Origin of the sequence: Stenotrophomonas sp. Bg11-02, assembly GCF_002836635.1 — a bacterium.
GTDB lineage: Bacteria > Pseudomonadota > Gammaproteobacteria > Xanthomonadales > Xanthomonadaceae > Stenotrophomonas > Stenotrophomonas lacuserhaii.
Map to the genome: position 1 here is coordinate 159,707 of NZ_PJAY01000071.1, position 19,796 is coordinate 179,502.

Genomic DNA, 19,796 nt, shown 5'->3' on the forward strand with positions numbered 1-19,796 from the left:
TCGCGCGCGATGACGCTGCCGACGCCGGCAGGTTGCCGAGGTGCGTCGGGCCGCGATCCCGCCATCGTGTCAGGCAATCGGCTGCACGCCATGGCCTTGCGGACCGCTGCCGACCGCTGCGGTCCACCCGCGCAGGGCAGTGACGCCCTGCGCCACGTTGCTGACTGCAACTGGCGACAGCGTGCCGGCGCTCGTGCACCGCCGTGCAACGCTGTCGCTTCCATCGCATGCGGAACCTCCATCCATGACACGCCACCAGACAGCCGTCATCGCGCGGACCAGACCCTTTGCGTTGGCCGCCTCGTCGCTGATCGCGGCCGCCTCACCGGTGGCTGCCAATGTCACTGGCTACCTTCTCGACATGCAGGTGCCGGACAGTATCGCGCTGCTCCCCACGCCGCCTGCCGCAGGCACGGTGACCGCAGCCCTGGACGCGCAGGTCAGCGATGAGGCGCTCGCGCTGCGCGGGACCGAGCGGTTTGCCCAGGCCAGCCGGGATGCCGACGATTCATTCCCTAAAGGCCCTGTGCAGCCGGGCGCCAACCAGTTCAGCTGCACACTGGGGATCGACGTGGACGCCGCGCGTACCCCGACCGTGCTCAGCCTGCTGCAGCGCAGCCGTCGCGACGCCAGCGCCGCCGCGCGTGCGGCCAAGAACCAGTATCTGCGTCCGCGGCCGTACGTGGTCAACGCAAAGCCGACCTGCACACCGGAAGAGGAGGACAAAAAGCGCGAAACCGGCTCGTATCCGTCCAGCCACGGCATCGCCGGGTGGGCCTGGGCGCTCATCCTTGCCGAGGTGGCGCCGCAGCGGGCCGATGCGATCTTCGCGCGCGGTCGCAGTTACGCTGAAAGTCGCCTGGTCTGCAACATGCATTGGCACAGCGATATCGTGCAGGCACGGTTCCTCGGCGCCGCACTGGTTTCGCGGCTGCACGAGAATCCGGAGTTCCAGGCCGACCTGCTCGCCGCAAAACGCGAAATCGCAGCCGCGCGCGCGTCCGGGCAGCGTTCCAGCCGCGACTGTGTGGCCGAGGAAGCGGTGCTGAGGGTGCGCCCGCAAAGCGCGCTGTAAAGAACGAAAAACGGCGCGGAAGAATCCGCGCCGTGGATGCCCATCAGTCGGATGGCGACCGTGGGCCGCCACCCGGTTCTCCGGTCGGTCAGAACTTCGCGGTGAACTCCACGCCGAAGGTACGCGGCTCGTTGAGGAAGCCGGTCAGGTTGTTGAAGTCGATCGCCCCGACCACCCGCACCTGGTCGGTCAGGTTGCGACCGAAAACGGCCACGTCGTACTGGCCGTAATCCCAGTTGTAGCCCAGGCGCAGGCCGCCTTCAAGCGAGCTGCGGCTACGGAACTCCGGCGATTCGTACAGGAAGAAATTGACTTCGCTCTTGTATGCCCAGTCGGTGTAGACGTAGAACTCGCTGGCATCGGTGACCGGGAAACCGGCACGCAGGGTCAGGTTGTGGATCCACTTCGGCGCCTGCGGCAACGAATTGCCATTCACCAGCGCGTAGGTGCCACCGTTGATCACCGTGGTCGGATCGGTGATGGTGCAGCCACCGCCGCAGATCGCCACCGCCAGGCTGGGGTCCTTGATCTCGGTGTCGTTGTAGCTGCTGCCCAGGGTCAGCAGCACGTTGTCGGTCAGGTAGGTTTCGAAGTCGAGCTCGAAGCCCTGGCCGATCGTCTTGTCGGCGTTGAGCAGGGTCGCGGTGTTGTTGGTGCCGCCCACGGCGATCAGCTGCTGGCCGTCCACGTCATAGCGGAACACGCTGAAGCCCAGGCGCGCACGGCGGTCGAACAGGTCGGCCTTGATGCCGGCCTCGTAGGAAATCACCTTCTCCGAATCGGCCTGGGTGACCCCACCAAAGGCCAGCCGGCCCTGGATGGACGGCGCCCGGAAGCCCTTGGCCACGCGCGCGTAGGCGTTGACGTTGTCGGTCAGCGCGTAGACACCGCTCAGGTCCCAGCTGACGTCGTCGACATCGCTGTTGGCCACGTACGGACCGCTGACCGGGGTACCGCCGGCGACAGCCTGCAGCACGCTGGCGGTGAAGTCCTTCTTGTCCTGGGTGTAGCGCACGCCGGCACGCAGCTTGAAGCGCTCGGTCACGTCGAAGTCACCGGAGGCGAACGCCGCCCACGCCTTGTTGCGCTGCTGCTGCACGGCATGGCCGCTCTGCGGATTGCCCGGGGTCAGCGAGTCGTAGTTGAAGCTGTCGATGGTGACGTCTTCATCGAAGTAGAACACGCCGGCCTGCCAGTCGAAGCGGCCCCATTCGTTGGATTCGACGCGGAATTCCTGCGTCCACTGGCGGTGGCTCGGCAGGCCATCGGCCGACTCGGACGGGAACGGAATGAAGCCCGGGCCGTAGTTGCCGGCGCCCAGGAAGGCCGCGCCGTAGCCGCCGTCGATGTCGCCGTGGTTGAGCGATTCGGCGGTTTCATAGCCGGTGATCGAGTGCAGGGTGACCCGGCCCAGGTCCCACTTCAGGCGCGCGCTGCCGCCCCAGGTTTCCAGGTCGGAGAAGTTCTGCCCGTCGGTGGCCACTTCATCACGATCGAAGTTTTCCACCAGCTTGTTGCTGCCCGGCTGGATGATGTTGGCGCGGAACAGGCGCGCGGTGCCGTTGAGCTTGCGCTTGTGCAGGTTGAACAGGCCTTCGAAACCGTCGCCTTCGTACAGGAACTGCACGCGTGCGGCGCCTTCGTCATAGCCTTCGAAGCCCTGCGCCGGTGCGTCGCTGCGGGTGTTGGTGACCCAGTCGTCGCGGCGCTGGTAAAGGGCCGATACGCGGGCCGACCAGCGGCTGGTCAGCGGGCCGCCGTAAGCGCCCTGCACGTTCCAGGTGTCATAGCTGCCGTAGGCGACCCTGACGTAACCGTCAGCGTCCTGCGACGGACGCGCCGAATCGAACTTGACCACGCCGGCCGGGGTGTTGCGGCCGAACAGCGTGCCCTGCGGCCCGCGCAGCACTTCCACGCCGGCCAGGTCGAACAGCGGGAAGCCCTTCAGCAGCGGGCTTTCCTGCACCACATCGTCGTATACCAGCGACACCGGCTGGGACGCGTTGAGGTCGAAGTCGGTGTTGCCCAGGCCGCGGATGTAGAAGCGCGGGAAGGCACGGCCGTAGGATGATTCGATGTTCAGGCTGGGCACGCGGCCGGCCAGGAAGCGGATGTCGTCACCGGCCGAACCGAGGACATCAAGCTTCTCCCCCTGGATCGCGGTGATCGCCACCGGCACGTCCTTGGCGTTCTCGACGCGGCGCTGGGCGGTCACGGTGAGCGCATCGAGCGCGACCGGATCCTTGCTGGCCGGAGCTTGCTGGGCAACTGCGGACAGCGGCAGCAGGGCGGAGAGAGCGAGAACGAGCGGACGCACGACCGGTCGGCGGTCGTGGACGGAACGGTTCGGGGACATGGCGGTAGGCTGTGTTGGGAGGGGTGGTGGAACGGCGCTACCAGATAATTGTTGCAATACAACACGCTGGCCGCAAATGCCGCGCGTTCATGGCCGTCGCCGGGGCGCTGGCCAGGCCGCTAGACTCGTCGTTTCCGCACCCCTTGGAATCGCAGCGATGAACCAGTGGTACTTCCATGTCCCCGGCCAGGCCGACCGCGTCGGCCCCTTCGATGAGCAGGCCGCACGCCGCTTCGCCCAGGCCAATCCGCGCGCGCTGGCCTGGTGCCAGGGCATGAGCGGCTGGATGGCGATCGACGAAGTCCCGGAGCTGCGCAGCGAGGCCTCCGGGATGTCCAGCGCGCCGCCGCCGGTACCGGGCCACGGCGCGCGTGGCCAGCGCGCGGACGACATCGATTTCCGCATCGTCGGCCATGAAATGCAGTTCGTGGAGATCGAACTGGACCCGGGCGAGAGTGCGATCGCCGAAGCCGGCGCACTGATGTTCAAGGATTCGGCGGTGCAGATGGATACCGTGTTCGGCGACGGCTCGCACAGCGGCCAGGGCGGCGGTTTCATGGACAAGCTGATGTCGGCCGGCAAGCGCGTGCTGACCGGCGAAAGCCTGTTCGCCACGCTGTACACGCACACCGGCCACGGCAAGGCCAAGGTCGCCTTCGCCGCGCCCTACCCCGGCACGGTGCTGCCGATGAAGCTGGACGAGCACGGCGGGCGCCTGATCTGCCAGAAGGACAGCTTCCTGGCCGGCGCGCGCGGGGTGCAGATCGGCGTGCAGTTCCAGCGCAAGATCATGACCGGCCTGTTCGGTGGCGAGGGCTTCATCATGCAGAAACTGGAAGGCGACGGTTGGGTTTTCATCCATGCCGGCGGCTGCGTGGTCGAACGCGAGCTGGCGGCCGGTGAGCGGCTGGACGTGGATACCGGCTGCGTGGTGGCCTACCACGCCAGCGTGGACATGGACGTGCGCCGGGTTGCCGGCATCAAGAGCATGGTATTCGGTGGCGAAGGCGTGTTCCTGGCCACCCTGACCGGCCCCGGCAAGGTCTGGCTGCAGTCGCTGCCGTTCTCGCGGCTGGCTGGCCGGATGTGGATGGCCGCGCCGCAGGGCGGTGGCCAGAACCGTGGCGAGGGCTCGGTACTGGGCGGCCTGGGCCGGATGCTGGACGGCGACAACCGCTTCTGAGGGGAACGCGGCCCGCTGCCGCCCCTCCGCCCGGTGGGTGACGACCATTGGTCGTCACGCTGTTGCTCTCTTGCCGCTGCGCTCGCCGAGCGTGGCTCGGCGCTACCGGGCACCTGCGACCCTGGGTAGTGATGGCCGCTGGCCGTCCTGCTGTGGCCCCTGCTCCGGTGGGTGACGACCGTTGGTCGTCACGCTGTTGCTCTCTTGCCGCTGCGCTCGCCGAGCGTGGCTCGGCGCTACCGGGCACCTGCGACCTTCGGTAGTGACGGCCGCTGGCCGTCCTGCTGTGGCCCCTGCTCCGGTGGGTGACGACCATTGGTCGTCACGCTGTTGCTCTCTTGCCGCTGCGCTCGCCGAGCGTGGCTCGGCGCTACCAGGCACCTGCGGTCGTCACCCACCACGATTGACGGCCAGCGGCCGTCACTACCGGCTATGCTGGCGCCCTTTCCTGCTGCGTTTCCTTGCCGATGAGCCTGTCCCGCACCCGTGTGATGCTGTCCGTTGCCCTGCTCGGCCTGCTGGCCGGTTGTGGTGGCGAGAATGCCCGCCCCACTCCGCCACCGGCGCCCACCGTGGTGCAGCCCGCCAAGCCGGTGAAGATCGGCATCGCCCTCGGCGGCGGCGCGGCCAAGGGCTTTGCCCATATCGGCGTGATCAAGATGCTGGAAGCCAACGGCTTCGAACCGGTGGTGGTGTCCGGCACCAGTGCCGGCAGCGTGGTCGGTGCGCTGTACGCCAGCGGCATGGATGCCTTCGAGATGCAGACCAAGGCGGTGGCACTGGACGAAGCCAGCATCCGCGACGTGCGCCTGTTCTCCGGTGGACTGGTGCAGGGCCAGAAGCTGCAGGACTACGTCAACCAACAGGTCGGCAACAAGCCGGCGGAACGGCTGAAGAAGCCCTTCGCCGCCGTCGCCACCAACCTGGAAACCGGTGAGCGCGCGGTGTTCGTGCGCGGCAACGTCGGCCAGGCGGTACGTGCGTCCAGCAGCATTCCGGGCGTGTTCGAACCGGTGAAGATCGGCCAGAACAACTTCGTGGATGGCGGCGTGGTCAGCCCGGTGCCGGTGGACGCGGCGCGCCAGCTTGGCGCCGAGTTCGTCGTCGCCGTGGATATCTCCAGCAAGGCCAGCGGCCGCACGCCGACCGGCATGCTGGGCATCGTCAACCAGTCCATCGCGATCATGGGCCAGCGCCTGGGCGAACAGGAACTGGCGCGCGCAGACATCATCATCCGACCGCGCGTGCTGGATATCGGCGCGTCTGATTTCAGCCAGCGCGGCAAGGCCATCCTGGAAGGCGAGAAGGCCGCGATGGCCGCCATGCCGCAGATCCGCGCGAAGATCGAGCAGATCCAGCGCGCGCGCGCCGCCGCCCTGCTGCCGCCGCCGCCCAAGCCGAAGTGCGATGAGCCCTCGCGCGTGGGCCGGCTGATGGGACGCAAGGCCGACTGCTGACCCTCGGTAGTGACGACCGCTGGCCGTCCTGCTGTTGCCCCTGCCCTGATGGGTGACGACCGTTGCCGGTGGGTGACGACCGTTGGTCGTCACGCCGTTGCTCTCTTGCCGCTGCGCTCGCCGAGCATGGCTCGGCGCTACCGGGCACCCGCCACCCTCGGCAGTGACGACCGTTGGTCGTCACGCCGTTGCTCTCTTGCCGCTGCGCTCGCCGAGCATGGCTCGGCGCTACCGGGCACCCGCGACCCTCGGCAGTGACGGCCGCTGGCCGTCCTGCTGTTGCGCTCTTGCCGCTGCGCTCGCCGAGCATGGCTCGGCGCTACCGCTTCAGCGCTTCACATGCCCGGCGGCGCGGCGCTTTTCCATGCGCCGGGTTTCCAGGCTTTCCGCATGGCGCTGCGCGCTCAGCTGCAGCTGTTCCATCGCATCGCCCGGCAGCCACAGCTGTTGGCTGCCACGGGTCAGTGCCAGGTAGGCCGCGCGCACCGGGCTGTGCGCCTGGCGCGTCTCGTAGCCGGTGATGAAGCAGCACGCCGACATCGCCACCCGGTCGAACTGCAGGTTCTTGGCATGCTGGGCCAGGCACAGCGTGATGCCTGCCTCCTGCACGGGCACCAGCGCCGCCAGCAGCTGCTCCAGCGCGGTTGAATCGAATCCACCGGAAAACAGCGCCGGGATATCGCCCTGGCCGCGCTGCCCGCAGGCTTCCACGAAGGCCTCCCAGCGCCGGCTCGACTCGCCCCGCCGCACGCTCCGCCAGGCATCGATCGGCGCCTGCGCTTCTTTCTGCAGCAGGCGCAGCGAAGCCGGATGCACGTGCACGCGCGCGCCCTGCGCGAGCAGCTGGTGGGTTTCCTGCAGCAGCCGCCACAGGCTGCCGTACAGGCGTGCCCCGGACTGCGGCACCTGCGACCACGTGGCATAGCGGCGCACACCGGTGGCGCGGTCGCTGGCGCCCATGAAACGTTCGCTGGAGGCACCGATGTCATCCAGCGCCAGTGACTGGTTGACCAAGCCATCCACCTGGCTTCCCTGGCGCACCGATTGGCTCATTTCCAGCACCTTGGAGCTCGACCAGCGCGATGCGCGCCCTACCAGCCGCTGGTGCGGATCGCCCAGGCTGACCACGCCGGGCGCATGCCGGGCCAACACCTGCTTCCAGGCCGGACTCAGTTCATGTGCCTCATCCACCAGCAGCATGCCCAACCCGACCGGCGGCGCCACGCCCTGCAGCTCCAGCCATTTGCCGAGGTGGCCGGTATTGAGGCTGAGGCAGCCGCCCTTCTGCACGCCGGCATCGAACATGCAGCGCCAGACGTGCTCGGCAGCGGCCACGTAGGGCGCCGCGTCGAGCATCGCCCATGGCAGCGAACGGTCGAAATGCGCGGCCTGCAGCGTCGGCGATGCCGATGCGCACCAGCGGTTGATGCCTTCCAGGGCCGTCATCAGCACCTGCTCGGGTACGCGCTGGCCGATGCCCTGCAGGCCGATCCGGCGGGTGATCTCCCAGGCCGGGATCGTGCTCAGCCGGTAGGTCGGCACGAAGCCGTTGCCGCGGCCACTGCGTGCGGCCTGCTGCACCATCAGGTTGGCCAGTTCGATCTGGGTCAGCAGCCGCGTGCCGGAATCGGCCGGCAGCCGCGGGCGGAAGGCTTCGACCTGGCCGCGCGAGGGCGCGATGTAGGTATAGCGGCCCGGCCGGGCGTCCATCAACGCCAGCACCAGATGGCTTTTCCCGGTGCCGGCGTAGGCGTCCAGGTCGATCAGTTCATCCGGGTTGGCGGCGATGGCGCGCAGCACGCGCGCCTGTTCGCTGGTGAACAGCCCGTTGCGCTCGATGGCCCCGGCCCCGGTGGCATGCGGCGCCTCCTCGTCCGGATCCGATTCGGGATCGACCGCTTCGCCCTCGTCCTCGGGCGCGGCGGTGGCCGGGTAACGGATCGTGTGCTCGGCCAGGGTGACCTGGCAGGCGGCCTGGAAGTCCGCGCCGGGATACACATTAGGCGAGGCGGCGACGAAGCGCTCAACGGCTTCGTCCGGTGCCAGCAGCACGCCGTGCATGGCCAGCTCGGCCAGCCACGCATCCAGCGCCGGCTGCCCTTCACCGCCTTTCCCGGACAGCTGGGCGGCGACCGCGCTGCCGTCGTCAGCGGCGAACAGCGCGCACGCATCGTGCAGCAGGCGTTCCAAGTGCGCTCGTGGATGGGCGTGCAGGCGGCACAACTGCGCTGCGAGCAGGCCGGCCTGTTCCAGCGGCGTCGCCGGCGGCGTGCCGCGGCCCAGGTGCTGCGCCAGCATCCGTCGCCGCAGTGGCAGGAAGTGGGTGGTTTCGGTGAAGGGCGCGGTGTCGGGCATGTCGATGATCGAAAGAGGTGCTGCAGCCAACGCCCCTGTTCGACGCTACCGCTGGCGACGATGCTCGGCTACCGCATGGCTGCCGTCAAACCGGTTCACCCACCCAGCTGCGACAAGGGCAGTGCGCGGAAGGGTTTCACCGTGCGCAGCACGAAGCTGGAATTGACGTCAGCCACCCCGGAGGCATTGAGCAGCTTGTCCAGCAGGAAGCTGGAGAAGTGCTCCAGGTCGCGCACGTAGATCTGCAGCAGGTAGTCCATGTCGCCGGTGAGCGCATGGCAGGCCACCACTTCATCCCATTCCACCACGCTGTCGGCGAAACGTGCGATGGCGGCCTGGTCATGCTTTTCCAGCTGCACGCGCACGAAGGCCTGCAGCCCCAGGCCGATGTGCTTGGGCTCCAGCCGTGCGCCATAACCGGCGATGACGCCCTCGCCTTCCAGCCGCTGCAGGCGGCGCAGGCAGGCCGAGGGAGACAGGTTGACCCGCGTCGCCAGTTCGGCGTTGGTGGCGCGGCCATCCCGCTGGATCTCGGCCAGAAGGCGTAGATCCGTGCGGTCGAACTGGACTTCACCTGCCATTGCTGCCTCGCAACACGGGATGGACGCAACGATATTGCGCCAGGACGCGATCAACGCGCAACTTTGCAACCCTGTTGCGCGATCCCTGCCCTAGCATCGACAGACACCCGCAAGGAGCCATCCCATGGACCAGACCACTCCCCGCCGCGTCGAGCACCAGCAGACCGACAAGGGCTATGTGCCGGTCTATACCACCGCCGTGGTGGAACAGCCGTGGGACAGCTACAGCGCCGACGACCACGCAACCTGGAGCACGCTGTTCAAGCGCCAGCGCGACCTGCTCAACGGTCGCGCCTGCCAGGAGTTCCTGGATGCGCAGGACGCCATGGGCATGAGCGCGGACATGATCCCGCGCTTCGACCAGCTCAACGAGGCCCTGGCGGCGGCCACCGGCTGGACCCTGGTCGGCGTGGAAGGGCTGCTGCCGGAGCTGGATTTCTTCGACCATCTGGCCAACCGGCGTTTCCCGGTCACGTGGTGGATCCGGCGGCCCGACCAGATCGACTACATCGCCGAACCGGACATGTTCCATGACCTGTTCGGGCACGTGCCGCTGCTGATGAACCCGGTGTTCGCCGACTACATGGAAGCCTACGGGCGCGGCGGCGTGAAGGCCCATGCGCTGGGCCCGGACGCATTGCAGAACCTGACCCGGCTGTACTGGTACACGGTTGAGTTCGGCCTGATCAACACCGCCGACGGGCTGCGCATCTACGGCGCCGGCATCGTGTCGTCCAAGGGCGAGTCGCTGTACTCGCTGGAGTCGCCTGCACCCAACCGGATCGGCTTCGACCTGGAACGCATCATGCGCACGCGTTACCGCATTGATACCTTCCAGAAGACCTACTTCGTCATCGACAGTTTCGAGCAGCTGATGCAGGCCACCGCACCGGACTTCACCCCGATCTACGCCAGCCTGGCAGACCAGCCGCAGTTTCCGGCCGGCGAGGTGCAGGCGGACGACCGCGTGTTCCAGCGCGGCACCGGGGATGGCTGGGCGAGCGGCGGCGACGTCTGAGGCGTGGCTTAGGGGCTTGGTGGGTGGCGACCGTTGGTCGCCACAGCACCGCCGATATGCGCGATTTCTGAAAGCAACGCCCTGATGTCATCTATCTAATCGTCCGGCACTCATTTGCGTCGTTTATGGCGCTGTTTCCATGGAGCCGGATGACAACGCTGAGAATCAAATTTCAATTCGAGCACGGATCGGCTGATGGCCATGTGCTTGATGCCTACGATGCCGCGCGGGCACTGACCGGCATCGCGCGCTCGCTGAACATCACGCTGCATGCGTTGCTCAACGACGAAGTAAGGACGCAGGGCGATACCGCCAGCGGGGTCGAGGTGTTTCTTGCGCCGCCCAGGCGTGGCAGCTTCGTGTACGAGCTGGTGATGAGCTTCAGTGAGCTGGTCGCCACCGGCGTCGCCTACGATTTCATCAAGTACGCCTTCAACGAGGCGATCGGCAACGACGCCGACGAAGCACACACTGCGGCGCTGCAGAAGCGCATCGAGCCGACCATGGGTGCGCTGCCTGCCGCACTGGAAACCGCCCTGCTGGAAGCGCATCGCCCGATCGCGCAGGCGCCGGAGATGACGCTGACGGTGATGCGTCCCCGCGGCCAGGTGCTGGCACGCTTTGACAACCAGACCATCCGCCAGCTGCAGCCCACCGTCGAGGACCTGGATGCGCCGGTGCTCGGGCACGTAACCCGCTACAACACCATCAGTGAGTGGGGCAAGCTTTACAGCCACGATGAGCGTCGCGTGGTGTCGTTCCAGATTGTCGACGAACTGGACATGGCGCAGCGCTCGCTGATCACCTGGTCGCTGCATCAGAACAATCTGGGCCAGGAAGGGGCAATCGCCCTGCATGCCCGCGCGTTGATGTCACCGGGCTCGCATCGCGTCAAGCGCTATCTGGTGACCCACGTCGCGCGGACAGCCTGAAGCTCGAGCCTCCGCTGCGCCCGCCGACCATGGGTCGGCGCTACCGGTCATCGGTCGGTGGCGTCAGCGCGGGTAGGCCAGCAGCACCACAAGGTCTTCTTCGCCACGCTGCTGCAGGGCGTGGCGACTGCCGGTGCGGGTCAGCAGCGCATGCCCGGCGCGCACATCAAACTGCTTTCCATCCAGCACGTACGAGCCTTCGCCGCTGACGATGTAATAGATCTCGTCCTTGTGCTGCGGATGCAGGCCGATGCCGGCGCCTTTGTGCAGCACGCGCTTGCGCAGCACGAACGGCAGCCCCTCGGCGTCGGCGAAGAACGGATACGCCGTGGTCGGACCCGCGCCGCCATGCGGACCGGCCTGGGGCCGCGCAAGGTCGTCTTCGTGCACGACCTGCGACGGGCGCTGCGGGTCGCTGCCCTGCCCCGCGCCGCCGCTCACGTCACAGTCGATGTCACGCACCAGTGCAGGCTTCACTGCCGGCTGCAGTTCCACCCAGTCACGCATCACCAGGCAGGCCACCGCGTTCGCACCTGCAGTGCTGAAATGGGTGCCATCAGCCTTCTGCTGTTCGGGCACGAACAGGAAATACGGCCTGGCGCCCTGCTCGCCCAGCGCACGGATCCAGCGCGTGGAACGGTCGTTGAGGTCGATCAGCGCGATGTCCTCGCGCGCGGCCAGCTGTTTCATCGCCAGGGTGTACACCCCATGCGTATCCAGCAGCGAACCGAAGTCATACAGCAGGCGTGCCACCGGGGTGATCAGTACCGGCGTGGCACCCTTGTCGCGTGCCAACTGCACGTAGCGCATCAGGAACGCGGCATAGTCGCCGGCCGGATCGGTATAGCGCGAGGGGTCTTCGAACTTCGCATCGTTGTGGCCGAACTGGATCAGCAGCACATCGCCCTGGCGCAGCTCGCCGGCAATGGCGTCCAGCCGTCCTTCGGCGATGAAACTGCGCGTGCTGCGGCCGCCCTTGGCATGGTTGCGCACCTCGATGCGCGCCGGATCCAGGTAGCTCTGCAGCATCTGCCCCCAGCCCGCCTGCGGCGTCCGCTCCGGCCCATACTCGGCCGCGGTGGAATCGCCGGCAATGAACACCCGCTGCGACGCAGCGTGTGCGGTGGCAGCGAACGACAGCAACAACAACAGCGTCAGGCGCAGCATCGGCAGGGCCTCTGGTAGCGCCGAGCCATGCTCGGCGGATTGCCGGAGTGACGACCAACGGTCGTCACCCACCTTGGTCGGTCGTCACCCAACTTGGTCGGTCTCACCCACCGTGGCGGGTCGTCACCCACCGTGTTACCCGGTTACCGCGCCAGCCAGCCACCGTCGACCGGCAGCACCGCGCCGTTGACGTAGTCCGACGCCGACGAGGCCAGGAACACGGCAGCACCGGCCAGGTCTTCCGGGTTGCCCCAGCGTGCGGCGGGGATGCGTTCCAGGATCGACTTGTTGCGGTCTGCATCGGCGCGCAGGGCCGCGGTGTTGTCGGTCGCCATGTAGCCCGGTGCGATCGCATTGACGTTGATGCCCTTGCCGGCCCATTCGTTGGCCAGCAGGCGGGTGATGCCGGCGATGCCGCTCTTGCTGGCGGTATAGGACGGCACGCGCACGCCGCCCTGGAAGGACAGCATCGAGGCGATGTTGATGATCTTGCCGTGGCCCTGGGCGATGAAATGCCGGCCGGCCGCCTGCGAGATGAAGAACGCGGACTTGATGTTGACGTTCATCACGTCGTCCCAGTCCTGCTCGGTGAAGTCGACCGCGTCGGCGCGACGGATGAGCCCGGCGTTGTTGACCAGGATGTCCAGCCCACCGAGGCCTTCGATGGTTTCGCGCACCACGCGCTCGACCGGCTCGATGCTGATCAGGTTCGCTTCGATGGCCAGGCAGCGGCGGCCCAGCGCGGTGATCTTCGCCACGGTATCGGTCGGCGGGGCGATGCCGGCCACGGCTACGTCGGCGCCTGCGGCAGCCAATGCCACGGCGATACCCTGCCCCAGGCCGGTGTTGCCACCGGTGACCAGCGCGACCTTGCCTTCCAGACTGAACGGATTAGCCATTGATGCATTCCTTTTGGATACGTGCGCTCGCCGCACGATGGACGGACCGCCGCCGGCGCGGATGCCGGCGGCGGAACTGAGGCTTACTTGAGCTGGCAGATGTCCAGCACGTGCATGTCGGTGTAATCCAGGTTCTCGCCACCCATCGCCCAGATGAAGGCGTAGTTGCTGGTGCCGGCGCCCATGTGGATCGACCACGGCGGCGACACCACTGCTTCGTTGTTCTGGATGACGATGTGGCGCTGCGCTTCCGGCTCGCCCATGAAGTGGTACACGCGATCGTTCTGGCCCAGGTCGAAGTAGAAATACACTTCGCTGCGGCGGTCGTGCAGGTGCGGCGGCATGGTGTTCCAGACGCTGCCCGGCTTCAACACGGTCAGGCCCAGCAGCAGCTGCGAGGACTGGCAGGTGGCCGGCACGATGTACTGGTAGATGGTGCGCTCGTTGCTGGTTTCCAGCGCGCCACGGTCCAGTGCCACCGCGTCCTTGATCGACAGCGCCTTGGTCTCGAAGCGCGCGTGCGCCGGGGTCGAGGCCAGGTAGAACTGCGCCGGGTTGGCGGCATCGTCGGAGGCGAACACTACGTCTTCGCTGCCCATGGCCACGTACAGACCGTCCTTCGGGCCCAGCTTGAAGGTGGTGCCATCGACGGTGATGGTGCCGCTGCCGCTGCCGACGTTGATCACGCCCAGCTCGCGACGCTCCAGGAACGCATGGCCGGCGGCCGAAGCCGGTTCGGTCTGCTTGGGCAGCGAAACCGGGCCGTTGACCGGCGCTGCACCGCCGAGCACGAAGCGCTCGTAGTGGGTGTACTTCAGGGTCACCGCATCGGCGTTGAACAGGCCATCGAGCAGGTACAGGTCGCGCAGGTCGTCATTGCTGGCGCCCTTGATGGCATCGGGATGGGTGGCGTAATGGGTCTTGCAGTACATGGCTTCTCCAGAGCAGGGGACGGGCCGATGACTCGGCGCCGGCGCGGTGTGGCGGCCATTCTAACGGCCTTGGACACCGGTGTCATTTTGCACCGCAAGGTGCCTTTTCTTCCATACGGGGCGGGGGTTTACGGTTTATTCGTCCTGCGGCGGCTGGCAGGAATCGCGCACGATCAGGTGCGGGCGCACGCTGGCGATCTGCATCGCCGGCTGGCCATCGGGCTGGATCAGCATCGCCGCAGCGGTGCGTCCGGTATCGCGCGTGTGCCGCCGCACCGAGGTCAGCGACGGCCACAGGCGCGAGGCCAGCGGGCTGTCGTCGTAGCCGATGATCGACAGTTCGCGCGGGATGTTGATGCCGGCGCGCAGCGCGACCTTGTAGATGCCGGCGGCCATTTCGTCGTTGCCGGTGAAGATGGCGGTCGGGCGCTTCTTGCCCAGCAGCAGCTTTTCCGCAGCAGCCACGCCGGATTCGAAGGTGTAGCCGGCTTCGACGATGCGGTCCTTGGGCAGCTCGATGCCGCGCTTGGCCAGCGCCTCGATGAAGCCGGAGGTGCGTTCGTGGGCCGAGCGATAGGCACTCGGGCCGGTCACCAGCGCGATATCGCGGTGGCCGAGCGAGAGCAGGTAATCGGCCGCCTCGGCGGCGCCATCGCGATCATGGGTGACCACCATCTGCGAGGTTTCATCCAGCGGCAGCGAGGCGATGCGGGTGAAACGGCAGCCGATCTCTTCCAGGGCATCGGCCAGCGCCTGGTCTTCGGATGCACGCGGCACCAGGATCACCCCGTGCAGCTTCTGCTGCTGCACGAAGCGGCAGACACCCTCGATATAGCCGGGGCTGCGGCTGTCGCAGGGATGCACCACCAGTTCGAAGCTGGAACCGCGCAGCGCATCCAGTGCGCCGTACTGCATGTCCACGATGTACTGCGCGGTCGGGTTGTCGTACACCATCCCGATCAGGAACGAGCGCCGGAAGGCCAGCCCACGCGCCAACGGGTCGGGCGTGTAGCCGACCTCGCGCATCAGCGTTTCCACCTTCTCGCGCGTGTCCTTGCGCACCAGCGGGGAGTTGTTGATGATTCTTGAAACCGTTTTCTTCGAGACCCCCGACAGCCGCGCGATGTCGTTGATCGTTGCCGCCTTGCCTTTCATCACTGCCGGCTTGGCGGCATCGTTGCTGTTGCGCACTGACATGTCTTCGACTCGAGGGGTCGGGGGATTCTAGCCGCGCGCTCAGTCGAGCGCGCGGTAGCGGAAGTTGCGGAAGGTGACCGCGCCGTCGCCGGCCGCGTACAGCGCCGGCTTCAGGGCCAGGAACTTGCCCGCCACATTGTGATGGTAACCGGACACTTCCATCTGAACCGGGTACTTCTCCCAGGTGCGGCCGTCGGTGCTGGAGTGGATGGTGACGATATGCCGGTTGTTGGTGACCCGCAGCCACAGCTTGCCGCCGGTGCTGCTGGGCGCCAGCCGGGTAGGGCGCTCCTCACCATAGCGGTGCATGATGAACTTCTCGCCGTTGCTGCCGACGCCCACGTACAGGCGGTCACTGTAGTACAGCAGGGCACCGCCGACCGCGCCGGGGGCGACATCCATCTCGACCTCGAACTGGTAGGCCTTGTCGCCGGCGATGGCGGTGAGCGGCGAGCTGTCACGCGGGGTTTCGCCCTTGCCCTGCAGCACCAGGCCGTTGCCGCTGAAGCCCAGCCGCTTGTATTCATCCTGCGCGGGGTTGAAGAACGACCATTGCGGGCCGAGCTTGCTGCCGGTGAAGGGGTCGGACAGGGCCATGCCGTGCTGTCCCACCGACTCGCCCGACGGCTTGCGCAGCGGCTGGCCTAGGTCGCCGCCCTTGGCGACATACCAGCCGTCGGCGGTCCACTCGATCGGCTCCAGCAACGCCTGCCGACCCAGCGTCCAATAGCCGTTCTCATAGCCGTGATAGATCATCCACCAGCGGTCGTCGGTGCCTTCCACCACGGTGGCGTGGCCGCGTGACCACCACGGCTCGGCGGCTGACTGCGTGCGCATGATCGGATTGTTCGGGTCGTTCACCCACGGACCGTGGATGGAACGCGAACGGGCAACAATGACCATGTGCCCGGTCGGCGGGCCGGCGGTACCGCCCACCGCGGTGGTCATGTAATACCAGCCGTCGCGGAAGTTGATCTTCGGGCCTTCCTGCGCGTATGCCTCCACGTCCCAGCTTTCCGGATACTTCCAGCCGTCGTAGACGTGCTTGGGGGTACCGACCACGCTCAGGCCGTCGTCGGCCAGCTGCACGTAATCACCGCCACTCAGGAACAGATAGCGCTTGCCGTCCTCACCGACGGCGTGGCCCGGATCGATGTACTTCTCCAGGCCGATGTCGATCGGTTCGCTCCACGGGCCCTTGATGTCATCGGCCCAGACCACGAAGTTGCTCCGTGTTTCACCGGTGCGCGCGGGGAAATAGATGTAGTAGCGGCCTTCGTGCTTGATGATGTCCGGGGCCCAGATCGCGCCGACGTTCCGGGTGATCGCATGGCCCAGCGGCTGCCAGTTGACCAGGTCGCGCGAATGCCACAGCGGCAGGCCGGGATACGCATCGAAGGAGGACAGGGTGAGGTAGTAATCCTCGCCATCCTTCAGCACCGACGGATCCGGGCGGTCACCGGCGAACACCGGATTGAGGAAGGTGCCGTTGCCGAGGTCGGCCTGGCGCTGATTCTCGATGCCACGTTTCCAGTTCGTGGCGGTTGCCGGTTCGGCCACGGCCGAGCTGGCCAGCAGCAGGCCACCGGCCAGCAGGATCTTCAGAGTGTGCTTGAACTGCATCGTTTTCCCTCCCAGGAAACATATGTAGGACGACCCGCGACCGCGTTGGGTGACGGCCCGCGACCGCGGTGGGGACGGCACGCGACCGCGGTGGGTGACGACCGTTGGTCGTCAAGCTTTCTTCGATGGATGGCGACGCAGGTCGTCGCCACGCCGCCCGCCCCCATCAGGCCCGCAGCAGATGCGGCAGCCACAGCGACAGGCCGGGGAAGAACGCCACCACCAGCAGCACGCCCAGCGCCACGAACCAGAACGGCCAGATGCTGCGCATGCTCTCGCCCACGCTGATCTTGCCGATGGCGGTGCCGATGAACAGCACCGAGCCCACCGGCGGGGTCACCAGTCCGAGGCCGCCGGCCAGCACCAGCACCAGCCCGAAGTGGATCGGATCGATGCCGTAGGCCTTGGCCACCGGCAGGAAGATCGGCGTGCAGATCAGGATCATCGGCGCCAGGTCCATGAAGGTGCCCAGCAGCAGCAGCATGATCACGATCATCAGCAGCACCATGAACTGGCTGTGCGCGAAGGACTGCAGGAAGTCCACCGCCGCGACCGGCACCTGCAGGAACGCCAGCAGCCAGCCGAACACGGCAGCGGTGGCGATCACGAACAGGATCACTCCGGTGCTGCGCGCGGCATGGATGACCGTGCCGAAGAACTCGCGCCATGGCAGCTGACGGTACAGCAGGGTGGTCACCAGCAGCGCATACACCACGGCGATGGCCGCACTTTCCACTGCAGTGAAGATACCCGCGCGGATACCCACGAAGATCAGCGCCACCAGGCCCAGGCCGGGCAGGGCGGAGAAGATGCGCAGGGCCACCGCGCGCCATCCCGGGAACACTTCCACGCCATAACCCCGGCGACGTGCCACCACATAGCCGGTGACCATCAAGGCCAGCGTCATCAGCAGTGCCGGCACGATGCCCGCCGCGAACAGGTCGGCGATGGACAATCCACCGCCGGCAGCGGCCGAGAACAGGATCAGGTTGTGCGAGGGCGGCACCAGCAGCGCGACCAGCGCGGCGGTGATGCTGACGTTGACCGCGAAGTCACGGTCATAACCGCGCTTGACCATCTGCGGGATCATCGTGCCGCCGACGGCCGACACATCGGCGATGGCCGAACCGGACACGCCGCCGAAGAACAGCGAGGACAGGATCGACACCTGGCCCAGGCCGCCGCGCATGCGCCCGACCAGCGAAGACGCCAGCGCGATCAGGCGTTCGGAGATGCCGCCACGCATCATGATCTCACCGGCGAAGATGAACAGCGGAATCGCGATCAACGATGCCGAGCCGGTACCGGCGGAGATCTGCTGCACCAGTACGATGCTGGGGATGTCCAGGTAGAGCAGGGTGGCAAGCGCGGCGGCCGCCAGCGCGTAGGCGACCGGCACGCCGATCACCAGCAGGCCGGCGAACACCAGGAAAAGCAGGGTAATGCCCATGTTCAACGATCTCCTTCAGCGTCTTCGTCGGCCACCACCGCGAGCGGGAAATGGACCCGCCAGGCACGGTTGAGCGCGAACAGCACCATCAGCGCACCGCCCACCGACAGCGGCAGGTAATTGATGCTCTGCGGCAGGTTGGCACCGGCGGCCTTGATGCCCAGGCCGTCGCGCAGCAGCACCATCGCGCACACCGCCAGGTAGCCACCCAGCACGCCGATCACCAGCTGCACGAAGGTATCCACCGCACGGCGCAATCGCGGGCCCATGTAACCGGCCAGCAGGAAGAAACCGAAGTGGCGGTTGGTGTAGACGCCGCAGGCCGCGCCCAGGCTCATCGCCGTGCTCAGCAGCAGCAGCGTCACCGGCTCGGTCCAGCTGGGCGAATCGTTGAGCACGTAGCGGGCGAAGACCTGCCAACCCTGCACCACCACCAGCCCCAGCAGGGCAGCCACGGCGATGTAGATGGCGAAATCGGCGATGCGGTCCAGCAGGCGCTGTCCTGCGCCGGGGGCGATCGGGGCGGTGCCCGTCGTCATGTCGGTCATGGCAGAGTTCCTCAGGCGAGATCGCGGATGCGGCTGACCATGGCGGCCAGCTCGGGCTGCTTCAGGTACTCCTGCAGCAGCGGATCGGCGGCCTTGCGAAAGGCCGGCATGTCCACTTCGTTGGTCTTGATGCCGAAGTCGAGCACCGCCTTGCGCGCGGCATCTTCGGAAGCATCCCACTGTTCGCGCATGACCTTCACCGAGGCACGCGCGGTTTCCAGCAGCAGCTGGCGATCGGCCGGCTGCAGCTGGTCGAAGCTGGCACGCGACATCAACAGTACGTCCGGCGCATACGAATGATCGCTCTGCGACCAGTAGCGCGCTGCCTCGAAATGCCGGCTGGAATGGAAGCTGCGCATGTTGTTTTCCGCACCGTCGATCATGTGCGTTTCCATCCCGGAGAACGTGTCACCCAACGACATCGGGGTGGGGTTGGCACCGAACAGGCGCATCAGTTGGATGAAGATGTCCGATGATGCGACGCGCAGTTTCAGGCCGCGCAGGTCCTGCGGGGAGACGATCGGATGCTTGGTGTTGTAGAAGCAGCGCGCACCGGAATCGTAGATCGCCAGGCCGACCAGGTCGCGGCTTTCGAAGCCGCGCAGCACCGCCTCGGCAACGCCGCTGTCCAGCGCGGCGCGCATGTGCGCCACCGAGTCGAACACGTATGGCAGGCACAGGGCCTGGGTCAGCGGAAAGGCGTTGTTGAGCGCGCCGGAGTACACCCGGGTGATGTCGATGGCGCCGAAGCGGGCCATGTCGATCGCTTCCGATTCGCGGCCCAGCTGCCCGGAGTGGTATTGCCGCAGGCGCAGGCGCCCACCGGTCTCACGTTGCAGCGTATCGCCGATCCACTTGACCGCAGTCACGGTGGGATAGTCCGCCACATGCACATCGGTGGCGGTGAGCAGGTGGCCGCCGGCTGCGCTGTCGCCGGCCTTGCTGCAGCCGACCAGTGCCGGCGCGGCAAGCGCGCCGAGGCTGGTGGCAAGGAAATTTCTACGTGTGATCATCTGCGCCCTC

At 66.9% G+C, this 19,796-nt stretch carries 16 protein-coding genes; 5 read left to right on the forward strand and 11 right to left on the reverse strand.

The window, feature by feature from the left end; all coding sequences use genetic code 11:
- Positions 1–181: 181 nt before the first annotated feature.
- Positions 182–1,075: a phosphatase PAP2 family protein gene (locus CXG43_RS18795; protein WP_232767885.1), complete on the forward strand. Its 894-nt coding sequence runs from the start codon at positions 182–184 to the stop codon at positions 1,073–1,075.
- A gap of 88 nt (positions 1,076–1,163) precedes the next feature.
- On the opposite strand, the gene CXG43_RS18800 is transcribed toward CXG43_RS18795, so the two are convergent.
- Entirely contained in the window at positions 1,164–3,431 is a 2,268-nt protein-coding gene (locus CXG43_RS18800) for a TonB-dependent receptor (protein ID WP_101101715.1), read from the reverse strand.
- Positions 3,432–3,588: 157 nt separating this feature from the next.
- Between CXG43_RS18800 and CXG43_RS18805 the strand changes: the two genes are divergently transcribed.
- Both CXG43_RS18805 and CXG43_RS18810 read left to right on the forward strand, forming a co-directional pair.
- A complete protein-coding gene (locus CXG43_RS18805) occupies positions 3,589–4,614 on the forward strand; it encodes a TIGR00266 family protein (RefSeq protein ID WP_101101717.1) in 1,026 nt (341 codons plus the stop codon).
- 467 nt (positions 4,615–5,081) lie between these two features.
- Positions 5,082–6,071, forward strand: a complete 990-nt coding sequence (locus tag CXG43_RS18810; protein ID WP_101101719.1) for a patatin-like phospholipase family protein — start codon at positions 5,082–5,084, stop codon at positions 6,069–6,071.
- A 327-nt stretch (positions 6,072–6,398) separates the two neighbouring features.
- Here the strand turns inward: CXG43_RS18810 and CXG43_RS18815 are convergent, their stop codons facing one another.
- Both CXG43_RS18815 and CXG43_RS18820 read right to left on the reverse strand, forming a co-directional pair.
- Entirely contained in the window at positions 6,399–8,426 is a 2,028-nt protein-coding gene (locus tag CXG43_RS18815) for a hypothetical protein (RefSeq protein ID WP_101101721.1), read from the reverse strand.
- Between the two features lie 95 nt (positions 8,427–8,521).
- On the reverse strand, positions 8,522–9,007 hold the full coding sequence (locus CXG43_RS18820) for an Lrp/AsnC family transcriptional regulator (RefSeq protein ID WP_042612106.1): 486 nt from the start codon (positions 9,005–9,007) through the stop codon (positions 8,522–8,524).
- A gap of 124 nt (positions 9,008–9,131) precedes the next feature.
- Here CXG43_RS18820 and phhA point away from each other — a divergent pair, with 124 nt between their 5' ends.
- Positions 9,132–10,025 carry a phenylalanine 4-monooxygenase gene (gene phhA / locus CXG43_RS18825; RefSeq protein WP_101101723.1) on the forward strand — a complete coding sequence of 298 codons (894 nt, stop codon included), beginning with the start codon at positions 9,132–9,134 and terminating at the stop codon, positions 10,023–10,025.
- Positions 10,026–10,174: 149 nt separating this feature from the next.
- Complete coding sequence (locus CXG43_RS18830) at positions 10,175–10,957, forward strand: hypothetical protein (RefSeq protein ID WP_157825711.1); 783 nt, start codon at positions 10,175–10,177, stop codon at positions 10,955–10,957.
- A 63-nt stretch (positions 10,958–11,020) separates the two neighbouring features.
- Here CXG43_RS18830 and CXG43_RS18835 read toward each other — a convergent pair whose 3' ends face one another.
- The 8 genes from CXG43_RS18835 to CXG43_RS18870 form a co-directional block, all read right to left on the reverse strand.
- Positions 11,021–12,124 (reverse strand): GDSL-type esterase/lipase family protein, encoded by a 1,104-nt coding sequence (locus CXG43_RS18835; RefSeq protein ID WP_101101727.1) that lies wholly within the window; start codon positions 12,122–12,124, stop codon positions 11,021–11,023.
- 143 nt (positions 12,125–12,267) lie between these two features.
- A complete protein-coding gene (gene kduD / locus CXG43_RS18840) occupies positions 12,268–13,023 on the reverse strand; it encodes a 2-dehydro-3-deoxy-D-gluconate 5-dehydrogenase KduD (RefSeq protein WP_042612108.1) in 756 nt (251 codons plus the stop codon).
- 83 nt (positions 13,024–13,106) lie between these two features.
- A complete protein-coding gene (kduI, locus tag CXG43_RS18845; RefSeq protein ID WP_042612109.1) occupies positions 13,107–13,955 on the reverse strand; it encodes a 5-dehydro-4-deoxy-D-glucuronate isomerase in 849 nt (282 codons plus the stop codon).
- Positions 13,956–14,090: 135 nt separating this feature from the next.
- A complete protein-coding gene (locus tag CXG43_RS18850) occupies positions 14,091–15,152 on the reverse strand; it encodes a LacI family DNA-binding transcriptional regulator (RefSeq protein ID WP_101101729.1) in 1,062 nt (353 codons plus the stop codon).
- 39 nt (positions 15,153–15,191) lie between these two features.
- Positions 15,192–16,775, reverse strand: coding sequence for a family 43 glycosylhydrolase (locus tag CXG43_RS18855; protein WP_101101731.1), 1,584 nt, complete (start codon positions 16,773–16,775; stop codon positions 15,192–15,194).
- Between the two features lie 166 nt (positions 16,776–16,941).
- A complete protein-coding gene (locus tag CXG43_RS18860) occupies positions 16,942–18,225 on the reverse strand; it encodes a TRAP transporter large permease (protein ID WP_101101733.1) in 1,284 nt (427 codons plus the stop codon).
- Between the two features lie 2 nt (positions 18,226–18,227).
- Entirely contained in the window at positions 18,228–18,773 is a 546-nt protein-coding gene (locus tag CXG43_RS18865; RefSeq protein WP_101101735.1) for a TRAP transporter small permease, read from the reverse strand.
- Between the two features lie 11 nt (positions 18,774–18,784).
- The gene (locus CXG43_RS18870; protein WP_101101809.1) at positions 18,785–19,786 is read right to left on the reverse strand and encodes a TRAP transporter substrate-binding protein; all 1,002 of its coding nucleotides are present in this window, start codon (positions 19,784–19,786) and stop codon (positions 18,785–18,787) included.
- Positions 19,787–19,796: the final 10 nt, after the last annotated feature.

What these genes read in the sequence shown, in the direction of transcription:
- CXG43_RS18815 (WP_101101721.1), bottom strand. Translation starts at nt 8,426, where the DNA reads ATGCCCGACACCGCGCCCTTCACCGAAACCACCCACTTCCTGCCACTG.
- CXG43_RS18800 (WP_101101715.1), bottom strand. Translation starts at nt 3,431, where the DNA reads ATGTCCCCGAACCGTTCCGTCCACGACCGCCGACCGGTCGTGCGTCCG.
- CXG43_RS18820 (WP_042612106.1), bottom strand. Translation starts at nt 9,007, where the DNA reads ATGGCAGGTGAAGTCCAGTTCGACCGCACGGATCTACGCCTTCTGGCC.
- CXG43_RS18860 (WP_101101733.1), bottom strand. Translation starts at nt 18,225, where the DNA reads ATGGGCATTACCCTGCTTTTCCTGGTGTTCGCCGGCCTGCTGGTGATC.
- CXG43_RS18810 (WP_101101719.1), top strand. Translation starts at nt 5,082, where the DNA reads ATGAGCCTGTCCCGCACCCGTGTGATGCTGTCCGTTGCCCTGCTCGGC.
- CXG43_RS18805 (WP_101101717.1), top strand. Translation starts at nt 3,589, where the DNA reads ATGAACCAGTGGTACTTCCATGTCCCCGGCCAGGCCGACCGCGTCGGC.
- kduI (WP_042612109.1), bottom strand. Translation starts at nt 13,955, where the DNA reads ATGTACTGCAAGACCCATTACGCCACCCATCCCGATGCCATCAAGGGC.
- CXG43_RS18830 (WP_157825711.1), top strand. Translation starts at nt 10,175, where the DNA reads ATGACAACGCTGAGAATCAAATTTCAATTCGAGCACGGATCGGCTGAT.
- phhA (WP_101101723.1), top strand. Translation starts at nt 9,132, where the DNA reads ATGGACCAGACCACTCCCCGCCGCGTCGAGCACCAGCAGACCGACAAG.
- CXG43_RS18835 (WP_101101727.1), bottom strand. Translation starts at nt 12,124, where the DNA reads ATGCTGCGCCTGACGCTGTTGTTGTTGCTGTCGTTCGCTGCCACCGCA.
- CXG43_RS18870 (WP_101101809.1), bottom strand. Translation starts at nt 19,786, where the DNA reads ATGATCACACGTAGAAATTTCCTTGCCACCAGCCTCGGCGCGCTTGCC.
- CXG43_RS18865 (WP_101101735.1), bottom strand. Translation starts at nt 18,773, where the DNA reads ATGACCGACATGACGACGGGCACCGCCCCGATCGCCCCCGGCGCAGGA.
- CXG43_RS18855 (WP_101101731.1), bottom strand. Translation starts at nt 16,775, where the DNA reads ATGCAGTTCAAGCACACTCTGAAGATCCTGCTGGCCGGTGGCCTGCTG.
- CXG43_RS18850 (WP_101101729.1), bottom strand. Translation starts at nt 15,152, where the DNA reads ATGTCAGTGCGCAACAGCAACGATGCCGCCAAGCCGGCAGTGATGAAA.
- kduD (WP_042612108.1), bottom strand. Translation starts at nt 13,023, where the DNA reads ATGGCTAATCCGTTCAGTCTGGAAGGCAAGGTCGCGCTGGTCACCGGT.